This window comes from Marinilabilia sp., from assembly GCF_016278715.1.
Lineage (GTDB): Bacteria > Bacteroidota > Bacteroidia > Bacteroidales > Marinilabiliaceae > Marinilabilia.
In genome coordinates, this window is sequence record NZ_JADQBH010000133.1 from 1 (window position 1) to 15,714 (window position 15,714).

14 protein-coding genes are annotated in these 15,714 nt (G+C 42.1%); 3 read left to right on the forward strand and 11 right to left on the reverse strand.

Translation table 11 applies throughout. The features are described from left to right. Positions 1-119: 119 nt before the first annotated feature. From QZZ43_RS08550 to QZZ43_RS08595, 10 genes are all read right to left on the reverse strand, one after another. Positions 120-1,472, reverse strand: a complete 1,353-nt coding sequence (locus QZZ43_RS08550; RefSeq protein ID WP_291857936.1) for an ABC transporter permease — start codon at positions 1,470-1,472, stop codon at positions 120-122. Next, positions 1,469-2,410: an ABC transporter ATP-binding protein gene (locus tag QZZ43_RS08555; protein WP_291857937.1), complete on the reverse strand. Its 942-nt coding sequence runs from the start codon at positions 2,408-2,410 to the stop codon at positions 1,469-1,471. The genes QZZ43_RS08550 and QZZ43_RS08555 overlap by 4 nt, the downstream gene beginning before the upstream one ends. Before the next feature lie 333 nt (positions 2,411-2,743). After that, a complete protein-coding gene (locus QZZ43_RS08560) occupies positions 2,744-3,205 on the reverse strand; it encodes a DUF6146 family protein (RefSeq protein WP_291857938.1) in 462 nt (153 codons plus the stop codon). A gap of 294 nt (positions 3,206-3,499) precedes the next feature. Continuing rightward, positions 3,500-4,645 (reverse strand): bifunctional histidinol-phosphatase/imidazoleglycerol-phosphate dehydratase HisB, encoded by a 1,146-nt coding sequence (hisB, locus tag QZZ43_RS08565; RefSeq protein WP_291857939.1) that lies wholly within the window; start codon positions 4,643-4,645, stop codon positions 3,500-3,502. Between the two features lie 54 nt (positions 4,646-4,699). Beyond that, entirely contained in the window at positions 4,700-5,602 is a 903-nt protein-coding gene (locus QZZ43_RS08570) for an alpha/beta hydrolase (protein ID WP_291857940.1), read from the reverse strand. Positions 5,603-5,674: 72 nt separating this feature from the next. Next, complete coding sequence (gene hisC, locus QZZ43_RS08575; RefSeq protein ID WP_291857941.1) at positions 5,675-6,706, reverse strand: histidinol-phosphate transaminase; 1,032 nt, start codon at positions 6,704-6,706, stop codon at positions 5,675-5,677. A 46-nt stretch (positions 6,707-6,752) separates the two neighbouring features. Continuing rightward, positions 6,753-8,036, reverse strand: a complete 1,284-nt coding sequence (gene hisD, locus QZZ43_RS08580) for a histidinol dehydrogenase (RefSeq protein ID WP_291857943.1) — start codon at positions 8,034-8,036, stop codon at positions 6,753-6,755. A gap of 60 nt (positions 8,037-8,096) precedes the next feature. Beyond that, positions 8,097-8,957 (reverse strand): ATP phosphoribosyltransferase, encoded by an 861-nt coding sequence (gene hisG / locus QZZ43_RS08585; RefSeq protein WP_291857944.1) that lies wholly within the window; start codon positions 8,955-8,957, stop codon positions 8,097-8,099. Between the two features lie 349 nt (positions 8,958-9,306). After that, positions 9,307-9,696, reverse strand: a complete 390-nt coding sequence (locus tag QZZ43_RS08590; RefSeq protein ID WP_291857945.1) for a bacteriohemerythrin — start codon at positions 9,694-9,696, stop codon at positions 9,307-9,309. Between the two features lie 132 nt (positions 9,697-9,828). Next, positions 9,829-10,158 (reverse strand): hemerythrin domain-containing protein, encoded by a 330-nt coding sequence (locus tag QZZ43_RS08595; RefSeq protein WP_291857947.1) that lies wholly within the window; start codon positions 10,156-10,158, stop codon positions 9,829-9,831. A 581-nt stretch (positions 10,159-10,739) separates the two neighbouring features. Between QZZ43_RS08595 and QZZ43_RS08600 the strand changes: the two genes are divergently transcribed. After that, complete coding sequence (locus QZZ43_RS08600) at positions 10,740-11,468, forward strand: CDP-alcohol phosphatidyltransferase family protein (protein WP_291857950.1); 729 nt, start codon at positions 10,740-10,742, stop codon at positions 11,466-11,468. 76 nt (positions 11,469-11,544) lie between these two features. Here QZZ43_RS08600 and QZZ43_RS08605 read toward each other — a convergent pair whose 3' ends face one another. After that, positions 11,545-11,865, reverse strand: a complete 321-nt coding sequence (locus QZZ43_RS08605; RefSeq protein WP_291857952.1) for a single-stranded DNA-binding protein — start codon at positions 11,863-11,865, stop codon at positions 11,545-11,547. 395 nt (positions 11,866-12,260) lie between these two features. On the opposite strand from QZZ43_RS08605, the gene QZZ43_RS08610 reads away from it, so the two are divergent. Further along, positions 12,261-14,291 carry a hypothetical protein gene (locus tag QZZ43_RS08610; RefSeq protein ID WP_291857953.1) on the forward strand — a complete coding sequence of 677 codons (2,031 nt, stop codon included), beginning with the start codon at positions 12,261-12,263 and terminating at the stop codon, positions 14,289-14,291. A gap of 217 nt (positions 14,292-14,508) precedes the next feature. Then, positions 14,509-15,507: a hypothetical protein gene (locus QZZ43_RS08615; RefSeq protein ID WP_291857954.1), complete on the forward strand. Its 999-nt coding sequence runs from the start codon at positions 14,509-14,511 to the stop codon at positions 15,505-15,507. The last annotated feature ends 207 nt before the right edge of the window (positions 15,508-15,714 follow it).

A 15,714-nucleotide genomic window follows, 5' to 3' on the forward strand; every position in this document is an offset into this window, starting at 1 on the left:
CCGCGCGGCTTGAGCGCAAAAAGTTAAACGCTTTTTTTGTCGGACAGTAGTGTAATTTTTTTATAAAACAAAAACGGGGCTTTAAAAAATGAAGCCCCGTTTTTGTTTCTGTAGATTTTTCAATCTCCCGAATAGCGGAACCATTTCCACAATTCCTTGTAATCCACTTTTTTACCGTACATGAGAATTCCTATGCGATAGATTTTCCCTGCAAACCAGGTGGTGAAGAGGAAACCTCCTACCAACAGTGCCATGGACAACATTAGCTGCCAAAGCGGGACATCAAACGGAATGCGGGCCATCATGACAATGGGCGAGGTAAAGGGAATCATGCTGAACCAAAAGGCCACATCACTTCCGGGGTTGCGGAAGGTCATCATGGCCACATAAAGTGATATGATGATGGGAATAGTGACCGGAAGCATAAATTGTTGCTGGTCGCTTTCGTGGTCGATGGCTCCTCCGATGGCTGCAAACAATGCCGAGTAAAGCAGGTATCCGCCAAAGAAGTAGAAAATGAACAATAACAGGGTTTTCAACGGCTCAAGACTATTAACCATTTCCAGAATGCTGTTGAAATTAAATCCTTCTTCCATGGAAGCGATTTGTTCAGCTGCTTCAGGATTTTGTCCCTGCATCATCTCTATCTGTGTCTGGGCTCCGGTAGGCATCTCCGAATCGGGGAAAAATGCAGTCTTCACTCCGGTGACAATCAAAACGGTAAGTACCGCCCACAATAAAATCTGGGTGAGAGCCACCATTGCAATGCCCAGAATTTTTCCCATCATCAGTTGAAATGGCTTAACAGAGGAAATGATGACTTCAACAATTCGCGAAGTCTTCTCTTCCATTACTCCCCGCATCACCTGGGTGCCGTAAATAAAGATGAACATATACGACAGAAAGGCAAAGGCCATACTGACAAACATGGTCAGTTCGGCAGAACTTTGATTTTCACTGCCGTCGTCCCCAATTTTTACTGTGGAAATATTAATGTCAATCTGATTCAGATCTGAAACAATGCTTTCTAACCCATCTACTTCATAGGACTGCAATTTTTGACTTTTGAGGTGCTCCCTCAGGCTGCGCTGGACATATCCTTTTGCATCCATGGTAATTTGAGAGTCGGAATACAATTTAATTGCATCTGGTTTTTCCAGCAGGTTGTCCTGTATCACAAGGTAAGCATAGTAACCGGATTCTTTGAATTCGTTTCTTACCGTCTCTTCAGCATCTTCTTGTAGAAATTTAAATTTAAGTAGTTCGGTGTCCTCAATCTGACCCGAGTACAGATTGGTATGGTCAATTACCGCAATGGTTTTGACTTCGTCATCTTCCATGCTGGCCAACCATGCCGGAATAACCATCAGCGCCGCAAATAAAATGGGGCCCAGAATGGACATGACGATAAAGCTCTTTTTGCGAACGCGGGAAAGGTATTCCCGTTCTATTATCAATGTTATCTTGCTCATGATTTCTGGTTTTGGGAGGGTTGTTCCTTCTGATTTACTACCTGAATAAACACTTCATTCATGCTGGGAAGCAGTTCCTGGCAGCTATGAATAGTACAATGGTTCATGATACTGGAAAGAACCTGATTCAGCGACTGGCCCTCATTCATTTTTACCTGAGCCTCAAAATGATTGTTGATTGATTTCAGGCTTCGCAATTCAAAGTTGCTTTTCAGAATGTTTTCAACTTCTTCAGGTTGCTCCGAAAAGTCAATGTGAACCAGGTTTTGGCGATAACTTCTGCGAATTTTTTCAGTTGCCCCTTCTATCATTGCTTTTCCATGGTTTATGAGGGAGATGTGGTCGCACAGCTCTTCAACCGATGACATGTTGTGGGTGGAAAAAATGATGGTGGCGCCTTTTTTCTTGAGTTCCAGAATTTCCTCTTTCAGGAGAGTCGCATTAACGGGGTCGAACCCACTGAAGGGTTCGTCGAAAATCAGCAGTTGTGGCTCGTGAAGAATGGTTACAATAAACTGAACTTTTTGGGCCATTCCCTTGGACAGCTCTTCTACTTTCTTGTCCCACCAGCCTTGTATTTCAAATTTTTCGAACCAGTATTTGAGGCGTTTGAGAGCATCGTTTCTGGACAGACCTTTCAATCGGGCCAGATAGACAGCCTGTTCGCCAACTTTCATTTTCTTGTACAGACCGCGTTCCTCCGGCAGATAGCCTATTTTCATGATGTCAGAGCTACGGATGGGTCTGCCGTCAAGTAAGAGGGTTCCCTCGTCAGGGCCGGTAATCTTGTTTATTATACGGATTAAGGTGGTTTTCCCGGCCCCGTTTGGGCCCAGCAAGCCATAGATGCTGTTGTCGGGAACCGAAATATTTACATCGTTAAGGGCCAGGTGATTGGCAAATCGTTTTACGATGCCACTGGCTTCAAGAAACGCCATACGCTTATGGGTTTAGGTTGAACAATTAGTTGTTTTCTGTGAATTATTCGGAATGGAACCATGAACCCACTCCCAAAATGTTCTTTGTTGCCAATATTCGTTGCTGTAAATTTTTAAATCCTTATTGACAATTAGTTAAATCCGGATTAAAAATTTTCTGCGCTATACTCTTGACAAAAATACCTCTTTTCGGAACAGACTCAATTTTTAAGTTCTCAAACATCCAAATTTAGTTAATATTTAGAGACTTTAAAAAGGTTTTTTTGTGTTGACCGTCAACGGGCAATTCTAAAAGCGTAACCAGGCAAGGGACATTTTATTGACAGACTCAGATTATCTACCTCTAGGGACAAGGACAATACCATACTCTTTTTCAATAAACCGGAAGTAATAATATAGTTTATAGTTGAGTTCTAATCCGTAGTCTGTATTCGGATCATAGTCAATGTGCGTTTCGTAAAAACCGTCATAGCGCAAAGGGTTGTTGTGCCGATTGTTCCACTCTGTGACATAACGGTGGTTCCAGCTTTCGTAATATTGCTGAGAGTAATAGTTGGCAGGTGGTTGGGTGGCAAGCCAGGATTCAAACCTGGAATCCATTATGATGAGTTCATATTCGGTGGAGTCTTCTTTTGCTGTGGAATCCTCTTTGATTAGCTCAATTTTTTGATTGGTAACTTCCGTTTTTTTTGTGGTCTTGCATGAATTCACACAAAGAGCGAGCAGGACTCCAGCTGAAATGGTCAGTAGAAAAAAAGAAGCGGATGATTGACCTTTTTCGTTGAATGCTTTCATAATATTGTCGTTTAATAGCATAATCTCTTAAAATAAAACCCACTTCAGGATTTGTCAAGAGCTGGGTTGAATATTCAGGTTTCTGATTTTTTTTGTTTATTGGCATCACCGGGTTGCACCCTGCGTAATTGCTTTCAGACCTTTTGCCCCGCTTTTAGCCAATGAAGTGATGGTTTGATGAGTAACTCAATCGTTTCAGGCTCCATGCCCCATGCTCCAAACTCCAAGCGTTTTTTACATATATTCAAACTTCAGGCGATTTCTGTATTTTTACCAACGACAAATTTATTAGTATCAAAGACTCCCCTTTGTGCTGGGTAGCTGGTTGTTGAGGTAATCTTTCCTGATGGCAGCCTTCAGAGCCCGGGCGAGTCCTTTGAAAATGGCTTCGATTTTATGGTGTTCATTGGAGCCTTTGGCGCGGATGTAAAGGTTTGCGGCTGCTGCGTCAGAGAAGCTTTTGAAGAAATGTATAAACATTTCGGTCGGTAAATCGCCTACTTTCTCTCTTTTAAATTTTGCTTTCCATACCAGCCAGGGGCGTCCTCCAAAATCCAGCGCCACGTGTGCCATGCAATCATCCATGGGCAGAGAAAAGCCATACCTCTCGATACCCCTTTTGTCGCCCAGGGCTTTTCTGAACGCTTCCCCCAGCGCCAGGGCGGTATCTTCGATGGTGTGGTGTTCATCCACATGTAAATCTCCATTCACGCTGATGTTGAGGTCGCAGCCCGAATGTCGTCCGATTTGTTCCAGCATGTGGTCGAAAAAAGAGAGTCCGGTGTGTATAGCGCACTTTCCGGTGCCGTCAAGATTCAGGTCAATTCTAATTTTTGTTTCAGAGGTGTTTCTTTCAACGGTAGCTGTGCGCTCCTGAACGAAAAGGTAGTTGGCAATTTCGTCCCAGTTTTCCGAACACAAAGCACAAGTATCTTTAAGATTTTTTTGGTTTAGCTCCGGATAGGCCTCTTCCTCCGTTTTCAAAAAGATTCCACGGCAGCCCAGATTTCTTGCCAACTCAATATCTGTTATGCGGTCTCCAATGACAAATGAATTCTGCATGTCGTACGCGCCGTTCATGTATTCTGTCAACATAGCCGTTCCCGGCTTTCGTGTAGGTGCATTGTCTTCGGGGAAAGAACGGTCGATGTGAATTTTTGCAAATTCTATTTTTTCTCCTTTCAGGGTATCAAGCATCTTGTTTTGAGCCGGCCAGAAAGTTTCTTCAGGGAATGAACCGGTTCCCAGACCATCCTGATTGGTTACCATCACCAATTCGAAGTCCAGGTTATTGACAATCCGGGCCAGATTGGTGATCGCACCCGGGAAAAAATCCAGTTTCTGGAGACTGTCTACCTGATAGTCGGTGGGCGGTTCTTTTATGATGGTTCCATCGCGATCGATGAATAATACTTTTTTTAAAACTGGCTTATTGCTCATTGTTTTGTTGTTTATTCATTTTAACAAAGGTTGGGAAATCATAGTTGAATTCGCTCAAAGTTTTTCTAACCATTTTTTGAGATGTAACGTCCATTCAAAAGCCGGACTCTCTTTTCTGAATCCAAATCCATGTCCTCCTTCCGGAAGAATCACCTCATGTACCTGAATGTTGTTGTTGCGCAGAGCTTTTGCGTATTCCGTGGTGTTTTCAGCAGGAACGGAGCGGTCGTCAATTGCATGAAGAATGAAGGTTTGAGGGGTTTTTGCATCTATTTGTTTTTCGAGCGAGAAGAGTTCGATTTGATTGCTTTCGGGATGCGTACCCAGTAGTGCTTCTCTAGACCCTTCATGCGTCAGCTTGTAGGTCATGGATATTACCGGATAAATTAAAATGGAAAAATCGGGTTTTGCCGACAAACATGCTTTGCTGAAAGGAAAGTCATGATTGAAAAGGGTGGAGGCCGATGCTGCCAGATGGCCTCCTGCCGAGAATCCCATGATTCCAATTTTGTCCGAATCAACATTCAGCTGTGCTGCATTTTTGCGAACCGTAGAAATGGCCTTTCTGGCATCAGTAAGGGGAATGGTGGAGGGGTTTTCAAAAAGCGCTTCGTCGGGGAGTCTGTATTTTAATACGAAAGCCTGATATCCTATTTGTGAAAGCCATTGGGCCACTTGTTTTCCTTCATGTTCATAAGCCTGATAGCGATATCCACCTCCCGGACAAATGATGATAGCAGGTTTCGGAGCATCTGATTCCGAGTTGTAAAACCAAAGTTCCGGATTTGTCACTTTGCTAACAATTGCCGAACCACTTGCAGAGGTAGTCCACTCTTCCTGGATGCCGGGTGTTTTGTTTCCGGGAGGGGTGCTTTGGTAAAGCGGGATAATTTCATCCTGTGCCATGGTATTCAGCATGCCGGTTGCAATTAATAGAGCTGTAAAAAAAATGCGCATGATAAGGTGTTTAAACGTTTCCCGGGAAATGATAAAGGAAATCATGGTGAACCTGTTCTGAAGGCTAACGACTTACAATTCAGCCAGCGCGTCAATTAATTCCCGGTTTTCTTCCGGGGTGCCAACCGTTATGCGAAGGCAACCTTCACAAAGGGCTACATTGGAACGGTCACGAATGATGATTTTCCTGTTCACAAGATAATTATAAATTTTCTTTGGTTCAGGAGTCTTCAATAAAACAAAGTTGGCATCTGTGGGAAAAACCTTCTGTACAAAATCTTTGGTTTTGAGATTCTCTATCAACCTGGTTCTTTCTTCAAGAAGCTCGTGAACCCATTGTTGCATTTTATCATTTTCCTTAAGCAACTCCAGGGCTTTTTGCTGGGTAAGAACATTTACGTTGTATGGATATTTAATTTTGCTAAACACGTTTATTATGTTGCTCTGTGCAAATGCCATTCCCAATCGAATGCCTGCCATTCCCCATGCTTTGGAGAAAGTTTGCAAAACGACCAGATTGGGATATTGCGTAAGCTTTTTCAGCCAGCTTTTTTCGGGGGCGAAGTCAATATAAGCTTCATCCAGCACAACAATCCCCTCAAAACCATCCAGTACTTTTTTTATATCCTCCTGTCGGAAACAGTTGCCTGTGGGATTGTTCGGGGAGCATAGGAAAATGATTTTTGTATGCTCATCGGTTGCACCAAGAAGAGAGTCGGTGTCTAGTTCAAAGTCGTCTGTCAGAAGTACTTTTGTAACCTTGATGTTATTAATGTCAGCAGCTACCTGATACATTCCATACGTCGGGGCAATGGAAACAACATTATCGGTTCCCGGCTCGCAAAAGGCTCTGATAACAATATCAATGGCTTCATCGCTCCCGTTTCCCAGAAAGATGTTTTCAGCGGCCACTTTTTTTATTTCAGCAATTCTCTTTTTCAATTCACGCTGATAAGGATCCGGGTATCTGTTATAGGGTGCGTTGAATGGGTTCTCATTGGCATCAAGAAATACTGCTGCCGCGCCGCTGTACTCATCACGTGCTGAGGAGTAGGGCTTTAAGTTACGGATATTTGGGCGTAATAACTCGTTAAATGGCTTCATGGCTTTTAGGCTAAACTTGTTTAGGTTTGTTTTCTGATGATGGGGTTTACTCTAAGCTGCTCAGCCTTAGTGAGACAGCCATTTTATGTGCGTCCAGGTGTTCGGCTGCAGCCATGGTTTCAATTACCGGTCCTAGTTTTTGGAGGCCTTTTTTCGAAATCTCCTGGAAAGTAATTTTCTTGCAGAAGCTGTCCAGATTCACACCGCTGTAGGCACGTGCATAACCGTAAGTTGGCAAAGTGTGGTTGGTTCCCGAGGCATAGTCTCCGGCACTTTCGGGGGTGTAATTGCCAAGGAAAACAGAACCTGCATTATTTATTTTCTCTGCCACTGTTTCATAATCCCGAATCGAAAGTATCAGGTGCTCTGGGGCGTAGAGGTTGGTATACTCCAACATCTCATCAATGTTTTTGAGCAATATCATTCGACTGTTTTCCAGAGCTTTTCTGGTGGTTTCGGCACGGGGAAGCAGGTGTAACTGCTGCGCTATCTCCTTTTTTACAGCATCAATCAGACTTTCTGAGTTGGTAACCAGAATTGCCTGACTATCGGGCCCGTGTTCTGCCTGAGAAAGCAGGTCTGAAGCAACAAAGGCTGCATTGGCACTGTCGTCGGCCATTACTTCCACTTCCGATGGGCCTGCAGGCAAATCAATGGCCACCCCGTCGAGGGTAATTAGCTGTTTTGCTGCTGTGACGAAGCTGTTCCCCGGTCCGAAAATCTTGTCAACAGCCGGAATGCTTTCAGTACCATAAGCCATCGCGGCAATGGCTTGCGCTCCGCCCACTTTGTAGATCTTCGTTACTCCTGTCAGGTGTGCTGCAAAAAGAATAGCCGGATGAATATTCCCGCTTTTGTCGGGAGGCGAACACAGTACTACTTCCTTGCAGCCAGCTATGGCAGCGGGAATGGCAAGCATTAGAACTGTGGAGAACAGCGGAGCCGAACCGCCGGGAATGTAAAGCCCTACTTTCTCGATGGGGGTGTTGCGTTGCCAGCAAACCACTCCCGAAGAGGTTTCTACCTTCTTTACAGGCTGTTTCTGGCTCTCGTGGAATTTGCGGATGTTAAGAACAGCTTCATTGATTGCTCCTTTCAGATTGCTCTTTACATTCAGGCACCCCTGACGAACTTCCTCTTCTGTCACCCGGAAAGTTTTTATTTCCACGCCGTCAAAGCGGGAGGTAAACTCTTTCAGAGCCTTATCTTTGTTCTTTCTGACAGCCACAAGTATTGGTCGTACTTTTTCCAATACGTCCTGTTGATTCCTGACACCCCTTCTAATTAGTGTATTCCACTGTTCCCGGGCCGGATATTTGAAAACTTCCATAGTGCTGGAAAATTAAGAATGAGTTTGGCAATAGAAATGCTTTCTGACCTGGCTCAAGATTTACAATATCATTTTTTCGATGGGTATAATCAGGATTCCCTGCGCGCCATTTTCTTTAAGCTGACCGATTACATCCCAGAAATGGTCTTCTTTAATTACTGAATGCACACTGCTCCAGCCTTCCTGAGCCAGAGGTAGTACTGTGGGACTTTTCATTCCCGGCAGTATTTCAATGATTTGGTTCAGGTTGTCATTGGGGGCGTTCAAAAGAATGTACTTATTGCTGTTGGATGCCATTACCGCGTTGATTCGGAAAATCATTTGCTCCAGAATGCTCTTTTTCTCAGGTGATAGATTCCCGGTTGATACTAAAACGGCCTGGGAGTCCATGACTTTCTCCACTTCTTTGAGGTGATTGGCTACAAGCGTACTTCCTGAGCTCACGATGTCAAAAATGGCATCGGCGAGGCCAATTCCCGGCGCTATTTCTACTGAGCCGGCAATTTCATGAATTTCGGCATTGATGTTTTTCTCCCTAAAAAACTTTTTGAGAATTTCGGGATAGGAAGTGGCAATCTTTTTGTTTTCGAACCAGGAAAGGTCTGTGTATTCTAATTCTTTGGGAATGGCCAGGGATAACCTGCATTTACTGAATCCCAGTTCTTTTTCCGTGGTTAGGTTGAAGCCTTTTTCCAGCAATTCGTTTTGTCCCACTATTCCAATGTCTGCCACCCCGTCGGCTACTGTTTGTGGAATGTCATCGTCGCGTAGGAAAAGAACTTCCATGGGAAATTTAGTGGCTGATGCGACCAACCGTCCGTTTCCCAGGTTGAATTTAATGCCCGCTTCTTTCAGCAGGTCACGGCTGTCTTCAAATAAACGTCCTTTTTTTTGTAATGCAATTCTGAGTCTTGTTTCCATTATATTGTATGTTTTTAGTTTTTCAGCTTATCCCCGTCGGGCAATAAAAAAGGCTTACCCAACGAGGTAAGCCTTTCTTTAGTTATATTATTGCATAGTACAACCAGCCCACCCTCGCTATGTGAGGTAGAAATGATGATGAGCATGATGATGTACTGAAAAAATCATGTTTTTTGTCGGTTTTTGATAATAATCTGATGCAAAAATAGGCGCTTTTGAGATAAAATCAAATTTTTCCGGGAAAGATTTTATCTTTAATAGTTCAGGTTATTTCTTCAAGAGATATTTTCTACGTAAGAAATCCAGGAACATTGTAATAAAAGGTATCGTTTGCAGCGCAATCTTCTGGTTATAGCCCGGCATGCCTTGCATATTGTTTATCCTCTGTTTTAATGTGGTTTGTAATCCAGTCTTTAATAAAGTTTGTCACTTCAATAGAAAGAAGCATTTTCCCGGAGGAGTATTTCTCGTAAAATTCTGATGCCTTTGTAATAAAAGCGCGGTGCTCCTGTTGGTGTTTTTCCAATGCAGGAAAATTAATTGATTTCATATAAACTTCTTCGTTGGAAAAATGCACTTTTGCATAATCCAGAAGTCCTTTAATTAAACTGGCGAGTTTTTCTTTTGAACTTCCGTCAGCTAATCCCTGGTAAAAATCGTTTAGTAGCTTGAAAAGGCTTTGATGTTCATGGTCTATTTCGGGTTGGTTAAGAATGTAATCTTCGCTCCATTTAAGCATAGGTAATGTTCATTTGTCGGTTTTAATAAAAAAGTTTATTAGAAAGAAACAATCGTAAATGATTGTTTCAATAATATATACGACAGGTTATTCCTGTCCTTCGGTGTGAATTTTTACTGTTTCTTACCAGAACTAGATGTTATGGGCATAACTGGCATAATTCTGGTCTGTTCCCTTTATGTGATTGGTGAGCCACGTTTTCAGAAAATTCGTTACTACAAGTGAAAAAAATATCTTTTCATTTTTTACTTTTTCATAAAAAGCGGTGATTGTATTTACATAGAGATCGTGCTTTTCCTTATGGTCGTTATAGTCGGGGTAGTTCATGTATTTTTCTTCATTGGAAAAGTGATTGCTGGTTTCGTTTAGCATGACAACGATAAATCCCGAAGGTTTTTTCACCCATAAATCCCTGATAGAAATCGTTAGGTATGGCAACCCATCTTTGATGGTCCTGGCCAAGGGGTTCATGATCTGTTGAAAGGGCCTCTGTCCATTTAATCAGCATAACGATAGTTTTTTATAGAAAATAATTAAAATGGCAGGGAAGGATGCAAATATATGCAATTCAGGGAAAATAAGGTTTTATGAATCAGAAAAATTTACATAAAACATAACATTGCTTTTGGTTGGTTTGTATTATTTGTAAGTTTTTGTTACTGCTGTAATATCATGTATAAGATGACGTATAAGTTGAAACCGATTTTTGAATTTTTCAAAATGAGAAAAAGCGAGCATCGTTATAGCTACGTGAACTTTTTGACACGAGATGTTTAGGAATTAAAATAGAAATACACTTTCATACAACTTTGAAGTAGGAAATAGTGAGCCATTTTCATGGTAAATTTAACGAGGGGGCTGGCATGTTTACGATAGTTGGACATCATAATAGGTCGTTTGTTAAACGAGATCCGACGAGAACAATAATACTGTTTAAGGAAACTCATAGAAACGAAGTTTGGTGATGGCGGGAAATAGTAAGGTTAAAATAATTACTTTTGCCGGAGCAGAACAGTTAATTTTCAATAGAAAAAAGAGTTTTTATGCGAATTCTTCAGTTTGTGCCCAACACGCTTACCAGCCTGAATTTGTTTTTTGGGGCTACCGGTATGATGCTGGCCTTTCAGGGAAGACCCGACCTGACTGCCTGGTGCATCTTAATTGCCGCTTTTTTTGATTTTACCGATGGCTTTGCTGCGCGTATGTTGAAGGCTTATAGTGATATAGGTAAGGAGCTCGATTCTTTGGCTGACTTAATCAGTTTTGGTCTTGCACCTGCTGCTGCTTATATGAGTTTATTGCAGTTTGGAAATACCGGCAACTGGGAGTTACAATTTTTTAATCAGGATATGCCTGTACAATTTCTTTTGCTAATACCTTTCATACTAACTGTTTTTTCTGCGTTGCGGCTTGCAAAGTTCAACGTTGACACCCGACAGACAGAATCTTTTTTAGGGCTCACCACCACCGCAACAGGGATGTTTTCGGTCTCCTTAATTCATTTAATTTATACACGTGGAGGAGAGTGGGAAGTGTTGGCCACCCCCTGGTTTGTTCTTCCGGTAATCGGAGTTTTCTCTGCTCTATTGGTCAGTGAGATTCCCATGTTCTCTTTGAAGTTTAAGGATTTTCATTTTCAGCGGAATCTGTCCCGATATCTGTTGCTTTTAATTGGTGCTGTATCCCTTATTGTTTTTGGAATTGGAGGAATTGCGTTTACTGTTTTGGGGTATCTGATTTTTTCGCTGGTTATCTGGCTGCGAAAAGCATAAGAAAAAAAGGCCGTCTTGTGAAGACAGCCTTTTCTGTGAGATATGTAATGCAATTGCCTTTAAGTTTCGGGTTTTGTTATTTAACCAGTTCCAGCTCCTTAACATTGATGCTGAGTGACGATTTTATGTCGCCATCCTTTGCTTTGTATCCTTCGCTTGAAGGGACACCTTCGATAAGGACTTTCTTTCCCTTGGTTAAGAACTCAGCAACTTTGGTGCTTTGACCGTCATATTTCCATAAAACGGCTTTCACCCATTCTGTGCGTTCAACTTTGTTTCCCTGTTGGTCTTTGTAATCCATTGAGACAGCAACATTAAAGTTGATGGCTTTCTTTGTGCCTACTTCTTTAATTTCGGCATCTTGTCCGAGTGCACCGGACAGAATCATTTTTAACATGACAATTTATTTAAGGGTTAATAAAAATTGGGCATAACTTGTCTTTGTTATCTGTATTGTAAAGCTATGAATTAGTTTTTATAAAGTCCAGTATTGTGGTGATTATCTGTATTATAATGCCCTGTTGAAACTGGTTTTTGTTTTATCCGTGCGATTCAGCATGTGAGAGGGGCGAAGAATAGAATCTTCAGTGGGGTAGTAATTGATTGAAAAAACTTCGCATTGATTAAGGAAGGATAAAATCCTTGGTTTTTGTCGCGTACCCAGTGGATTTTTTTGATTTAAAGATATTTATCATCAGAGAATAGGTCCCGGATTTATATATTTGTAGATATTGTGCGATTTTTACCCGTTTGTCGGTGTTATTGTTTGTTGAACTTTATTATGCTAATTTTATGAAAACCATTTATTTACTTTCTATTATTCTGATCATAGGGGTGTTCTCTTGCAATCCGGATTCTGGTTCATCAGCTTTATTCATCGATGAATCAACAGAAAAAATTATTGTCAGCGAACTAAAGAGTCAACATCCCGGTCTGGAGGAACGAATTGAGCGGGGTGTAAAACATGCTACTTCGCTATGGCAGGAGGGGGATGGCACAAAAGAGGAATTTGTTGCTTTTTGCAAGGAAAACTTTATTGCCGATGATGCTGAGCGAGAAATATTCTTTGAGAAAACCAGCCGGAATCTGGAGATTCTGAATGGCCATTACAATAAGATTTCACTTAAGTTGCAAGAACCTTTGCATTTGAAGTATGGAGAAATAAAGCCCATTGATGAGGCTTTTGGCGGGTTTAATCCTTATGCGCACATGCTTGAAGATTTGTTTTCAAGCAAAATAGCCTTCTCTGTGGCGCTAAATTTCCCTTACTATTCTCTTACCGAAAAGGAGGAATCCGGAAATAGCTGGAGCCGATTGGTATGGGCCTATGCCAGAATGGGCGATGTGTTTACTGCTCGTGTGCCCGCCCGGTTGAAGCAGGAAGTTTCAAGAGTTGGTTCCAATTCGGACGTTTATATTAGTGGGTACAATATTTACGTAGGAAATTTGGTTGATGAAGAAGGCAGCCGTCCCTTTCCTGAAGATATGGTGCTTTTGTCGCACTGGAACCTGAGAGACGAACTCAAAGCCAACTATCCGCTCGGGAAAGAGGGACTGGCAAAGCAAAAAATGATTTATCAGGTGATGAAAAGAATCATATCACAAACTATCCCCAACGACATTATAAATAGTTCCGATTATCTGTGGAATCCTTTTTCCAATGAAGTTTTTAAAGGTGGGAATCAGGTCAGTCTTGAGCGTGAGCCCGATACCAGGTATCAGCAAATTTTGAATAATTTTAATGCGCTCAAAGCGATTGATGCATATACCCCGATGGATACCTACATCAGGCGAAAATTCGAAGGAGAGATGGAGATTGCGCAACCTGAGGTGGAGGCGTTGTTTGTGAAGTTTCTCGAATCCGATGTTCTAAAGGAAGTTGGAAACGTGATAAGCCAGCGACTGGGACGTCCTCTCGAACCCTTTGATATCTGGTACGATGGGTTTAAGTCGCGAAGTAATATCAATGAAGATTTTTTGTCGGAGCGCACTCGCAGTTTGTATCCTGACGCGGCAGCCCTGGATGCTGACTTACCTAACCTGTTGGAAAAACTCGGGTTTTCTGAGGAAAAGGCACAATTTATATCAGAAAAGGTCAACGTTGACCCGGCCAGGGGCTCCGGCCATGCATGGGGAGCTGCCATGAAAGGTCAACAATCGCATTTGCGCACCAGAGTACCCGAAAATGGAATGGACTACAAAGGGTATAATATTGCCATCCATGAGTTTGGGCACAATGTGGAGCAAACTATTTCACTGTATAATGTTGACCACTATATGTTGAATGGAGTCCCAAATACTGCATTTACCGAAGCCCTTGCTTTTATCTTTCAGAAGCGTGACTTACAGTTACTGGGCATATCTGAGGAAAATTCCGGGCAGGAAGCGCTCAAAACACTGGATGTGCTTTGGTCAACCTATGAAATAATGGGAGTATCGCTACTTGATATGCGGGTGTGGAAATGGTTGTATGATAATCCTTCAGCCAATTCAGCCGAGCTTAAAGCTGCCACCATTGAAATGGCCCGTGAAATCTGGAATGATTATTTCGCACCTGTTTATGGCATGGAAGATGAGCCGATACTGGCTGTTTACAGTCACATGATTAGTTACCCTCTTTACTTGTCGGCCTATGCCTATGGCAACATCATTGAGTTTCAGCTGGAGCAGTACCTGGCAGAGCGGGATTTTGCCAACGAGGTATTGCGAATATTCCGACAGGGGCGACTTACGCCCAATCAGTGGATGCAGGAGGCTGTCGGCAGTCAGATAGATGTGCAGCCGATGCTTAATGCGGCCCGGGAAGCTATTCAAGAGATGTAAAGTTGATAATGTGTTTCTATTAAAACGCAAAGTTTGGTTATTGCGAACGTAGTGAAGCAGTCTCAATTATTAACCGGAAACCAATGAATGGGATGAAAGAAAGATGGTCACTTGTCAATTAAAAATGAACTTACAAAAACTTTTTATTGACAATGAGAGGGGTTAAAGATATATTGGCTCTATATATTCAAAAGTTAAATGTCTAAATATTAGAGTCATGAAGAATAAAATTAATTTGTTTTGCTTGTTGTTGTTTTTTTTGTTTTCGACAACAGTTTCTGGTCAGGGATTTTTGGACAGGGTAGCTAAAAAAGCTTCAGAAAAGGTAGAGCAGAAAGCGGAGGATCGGGCCGAGAAGAAAATGGATGAAAAGATTGATGAAGGTTTCGATGAAATGGAGAATTCTCTGGAAAATAAGGAGGATGAAGCCGAAGCAGAGACTTCATCTGGGACTAAGGAGGCTCGTGATCAGAAGCGGATGAATGCTTTGATGAAAAAAATGGGTGTTTCGTCCGAGCCGGTGCCCATTGCCGACAAGTATCATTTCTCCTCAAAAATGAATATGCATTATAAGAATCTGGAAAGCAATGGAACAGTAAAGGATGAAGGTGATGTGGTAACTTATTTATCTCCCGGAGAAAAGAATTTTGCTTATGAATTTACTTCTGGGAGTCCATCAGAACGTGAAGGACCAAAAAAAGGAGTTTTTATTATGGATTATGCTAATGGAGCTACCATTATATTGTCGGAAGAGGATGGAAAGAAGACCGGGGTTGTTTATGGAATAAAATTCTTTGATGAGGGCATTGAGGATGACGATGAATATGTGGAGGAGTACGAAGAGGATGATGATTATTTGAATCCACAGTATAAAAAAACGGGACGTACCAAAAACATTGCCGGTTACAAATGCGAGGAGTATGTCTTCGATACAGAAGAAGAAAAAGGCTCCTTTTGGGTAACGGAGGAGGCAGAGTGGAAAACTAATGATACTTTTTCAGCTATTTTCAAGGCAGGGCTTTACTCACACGGAGTGTACAAGGGTATGTTGATGGAAAGTGAGAGTACCGATAAGGAAACTGGAGAAACGGGTATGATGCAGGTAACTGAATTGAACGATAAAGTATCGATTGATTTTAATCCGGGAGATTATCAACTCACCAATCTTGGCTCAATGGATTTTAATAAAATGGAAGAAGAAGGTGAGGAGGAATAATTTGTTTTGGTGAAGTAAAGAAAACAGACAGGCTCGTAATTGGGCCTGTCTGTTTTTAGTGGAAGCACTGAGGATTTGAGAAATATTATTCAGCGGGTTCAACACCTTCGCTGGTCATTACAATTCGTTTTAGTGTTCCATCCGCATTGTAATGGAGGTAATCGATGCAGACCGAACGTCTGAAACTGTTCCCTTGCGTGGGGATAC

Bases quoted from the DNA above. Each gene is read 5' to 3' on its own strand.
- QZZ43_RS08550 (WP_291857936.1), bottom strand. From the start codon at position 1,472: ATGAGCAAGATAACATTGATAATAGAACGGGAATACCTTTCCCGCGTT.
- QZZ43_RS08555 (WP_291857937.1), bottom strand. From the start codon at position 2,410: ATGGCGTTTCTTGAAGCCAGTGGCATCGTAAAACGATTTGCCAATCAC.
- QZZ43_RS08560 (WP_291857938.1), bottom strand. From the start codon at position 3,205: ATGAAAGCATTCAACGAAAAAGGTCAATCATCCGCTTCTTTTTTTCTA.
- hisB (WP_291857939.1), bottom strand. From the start codon at position 4,645: ATGAGCAATAAGCCAGTTTTAAAAAAAGTATTATTCATCGATCGCGAT.
- QZZ43_RS08570 (WP_291857940.1), bottom strand. From the start codon at position 5,602: ATGCGCATTTTTTTTACAGCTCTATTAATTGCAACCGGCATGCTGAAT.
- hisC (WP_291857941.1), bottom strand. From the start codon at position 6,706: ATGAAGCCATTTAACGAGTTATTACGCCCAAATATCCGTAACTTAAAG.
- hisD (WP_291857943.1), bottom strand. From the start codon at position 8,036: ATGGAAGTTTTCAAATATCCGGCCCGGGAACAGTGGAATACACTAATT.
- hisG (WP_291857944.1), bottom strand. From the start codon at position 8,957: ATGGAAACAAGACTCAGAATTGCATTACAAAAAAAAGGACGTTTATTT.
- QZZ43_RS08590 (WP_291857945.1), bottom strand. From the start codon at position 9,696: ATGCTTAAATGGAGCGAAGATTACATTCTTAACCAACCCGAAATAGAC.
- QZZ43_RS08600 (WP_291857950.1), top strand. From the start codon at position 10,740: ATGCGAATTCTTCAGTTTGTGCCCAACACGCTTACCAGCCTGAATTTG.
- QZZ43_RS08605 (WP_291857952.1), bottom strand. From the start codon at position 11,865: ATGTTAAAAATGATTCTGTCCGGTGCACTCGGACAAGATGCCGAAATT.
- QZZ43_RS08610 (WP_291857953.1), top strand. From the start codon at position 12,261: ATGAAAACCATTTATTTACTTTCTATTATTCTGATCATAGGGGTGTTC.
- QZZ43_RS08615 (WP_291857954.1), top strand. From the start codon at position 14,509: ATGAAGAATAAAATTAATTTGTTTTGCTTGTTGTTGTTTTTTTTGTTT.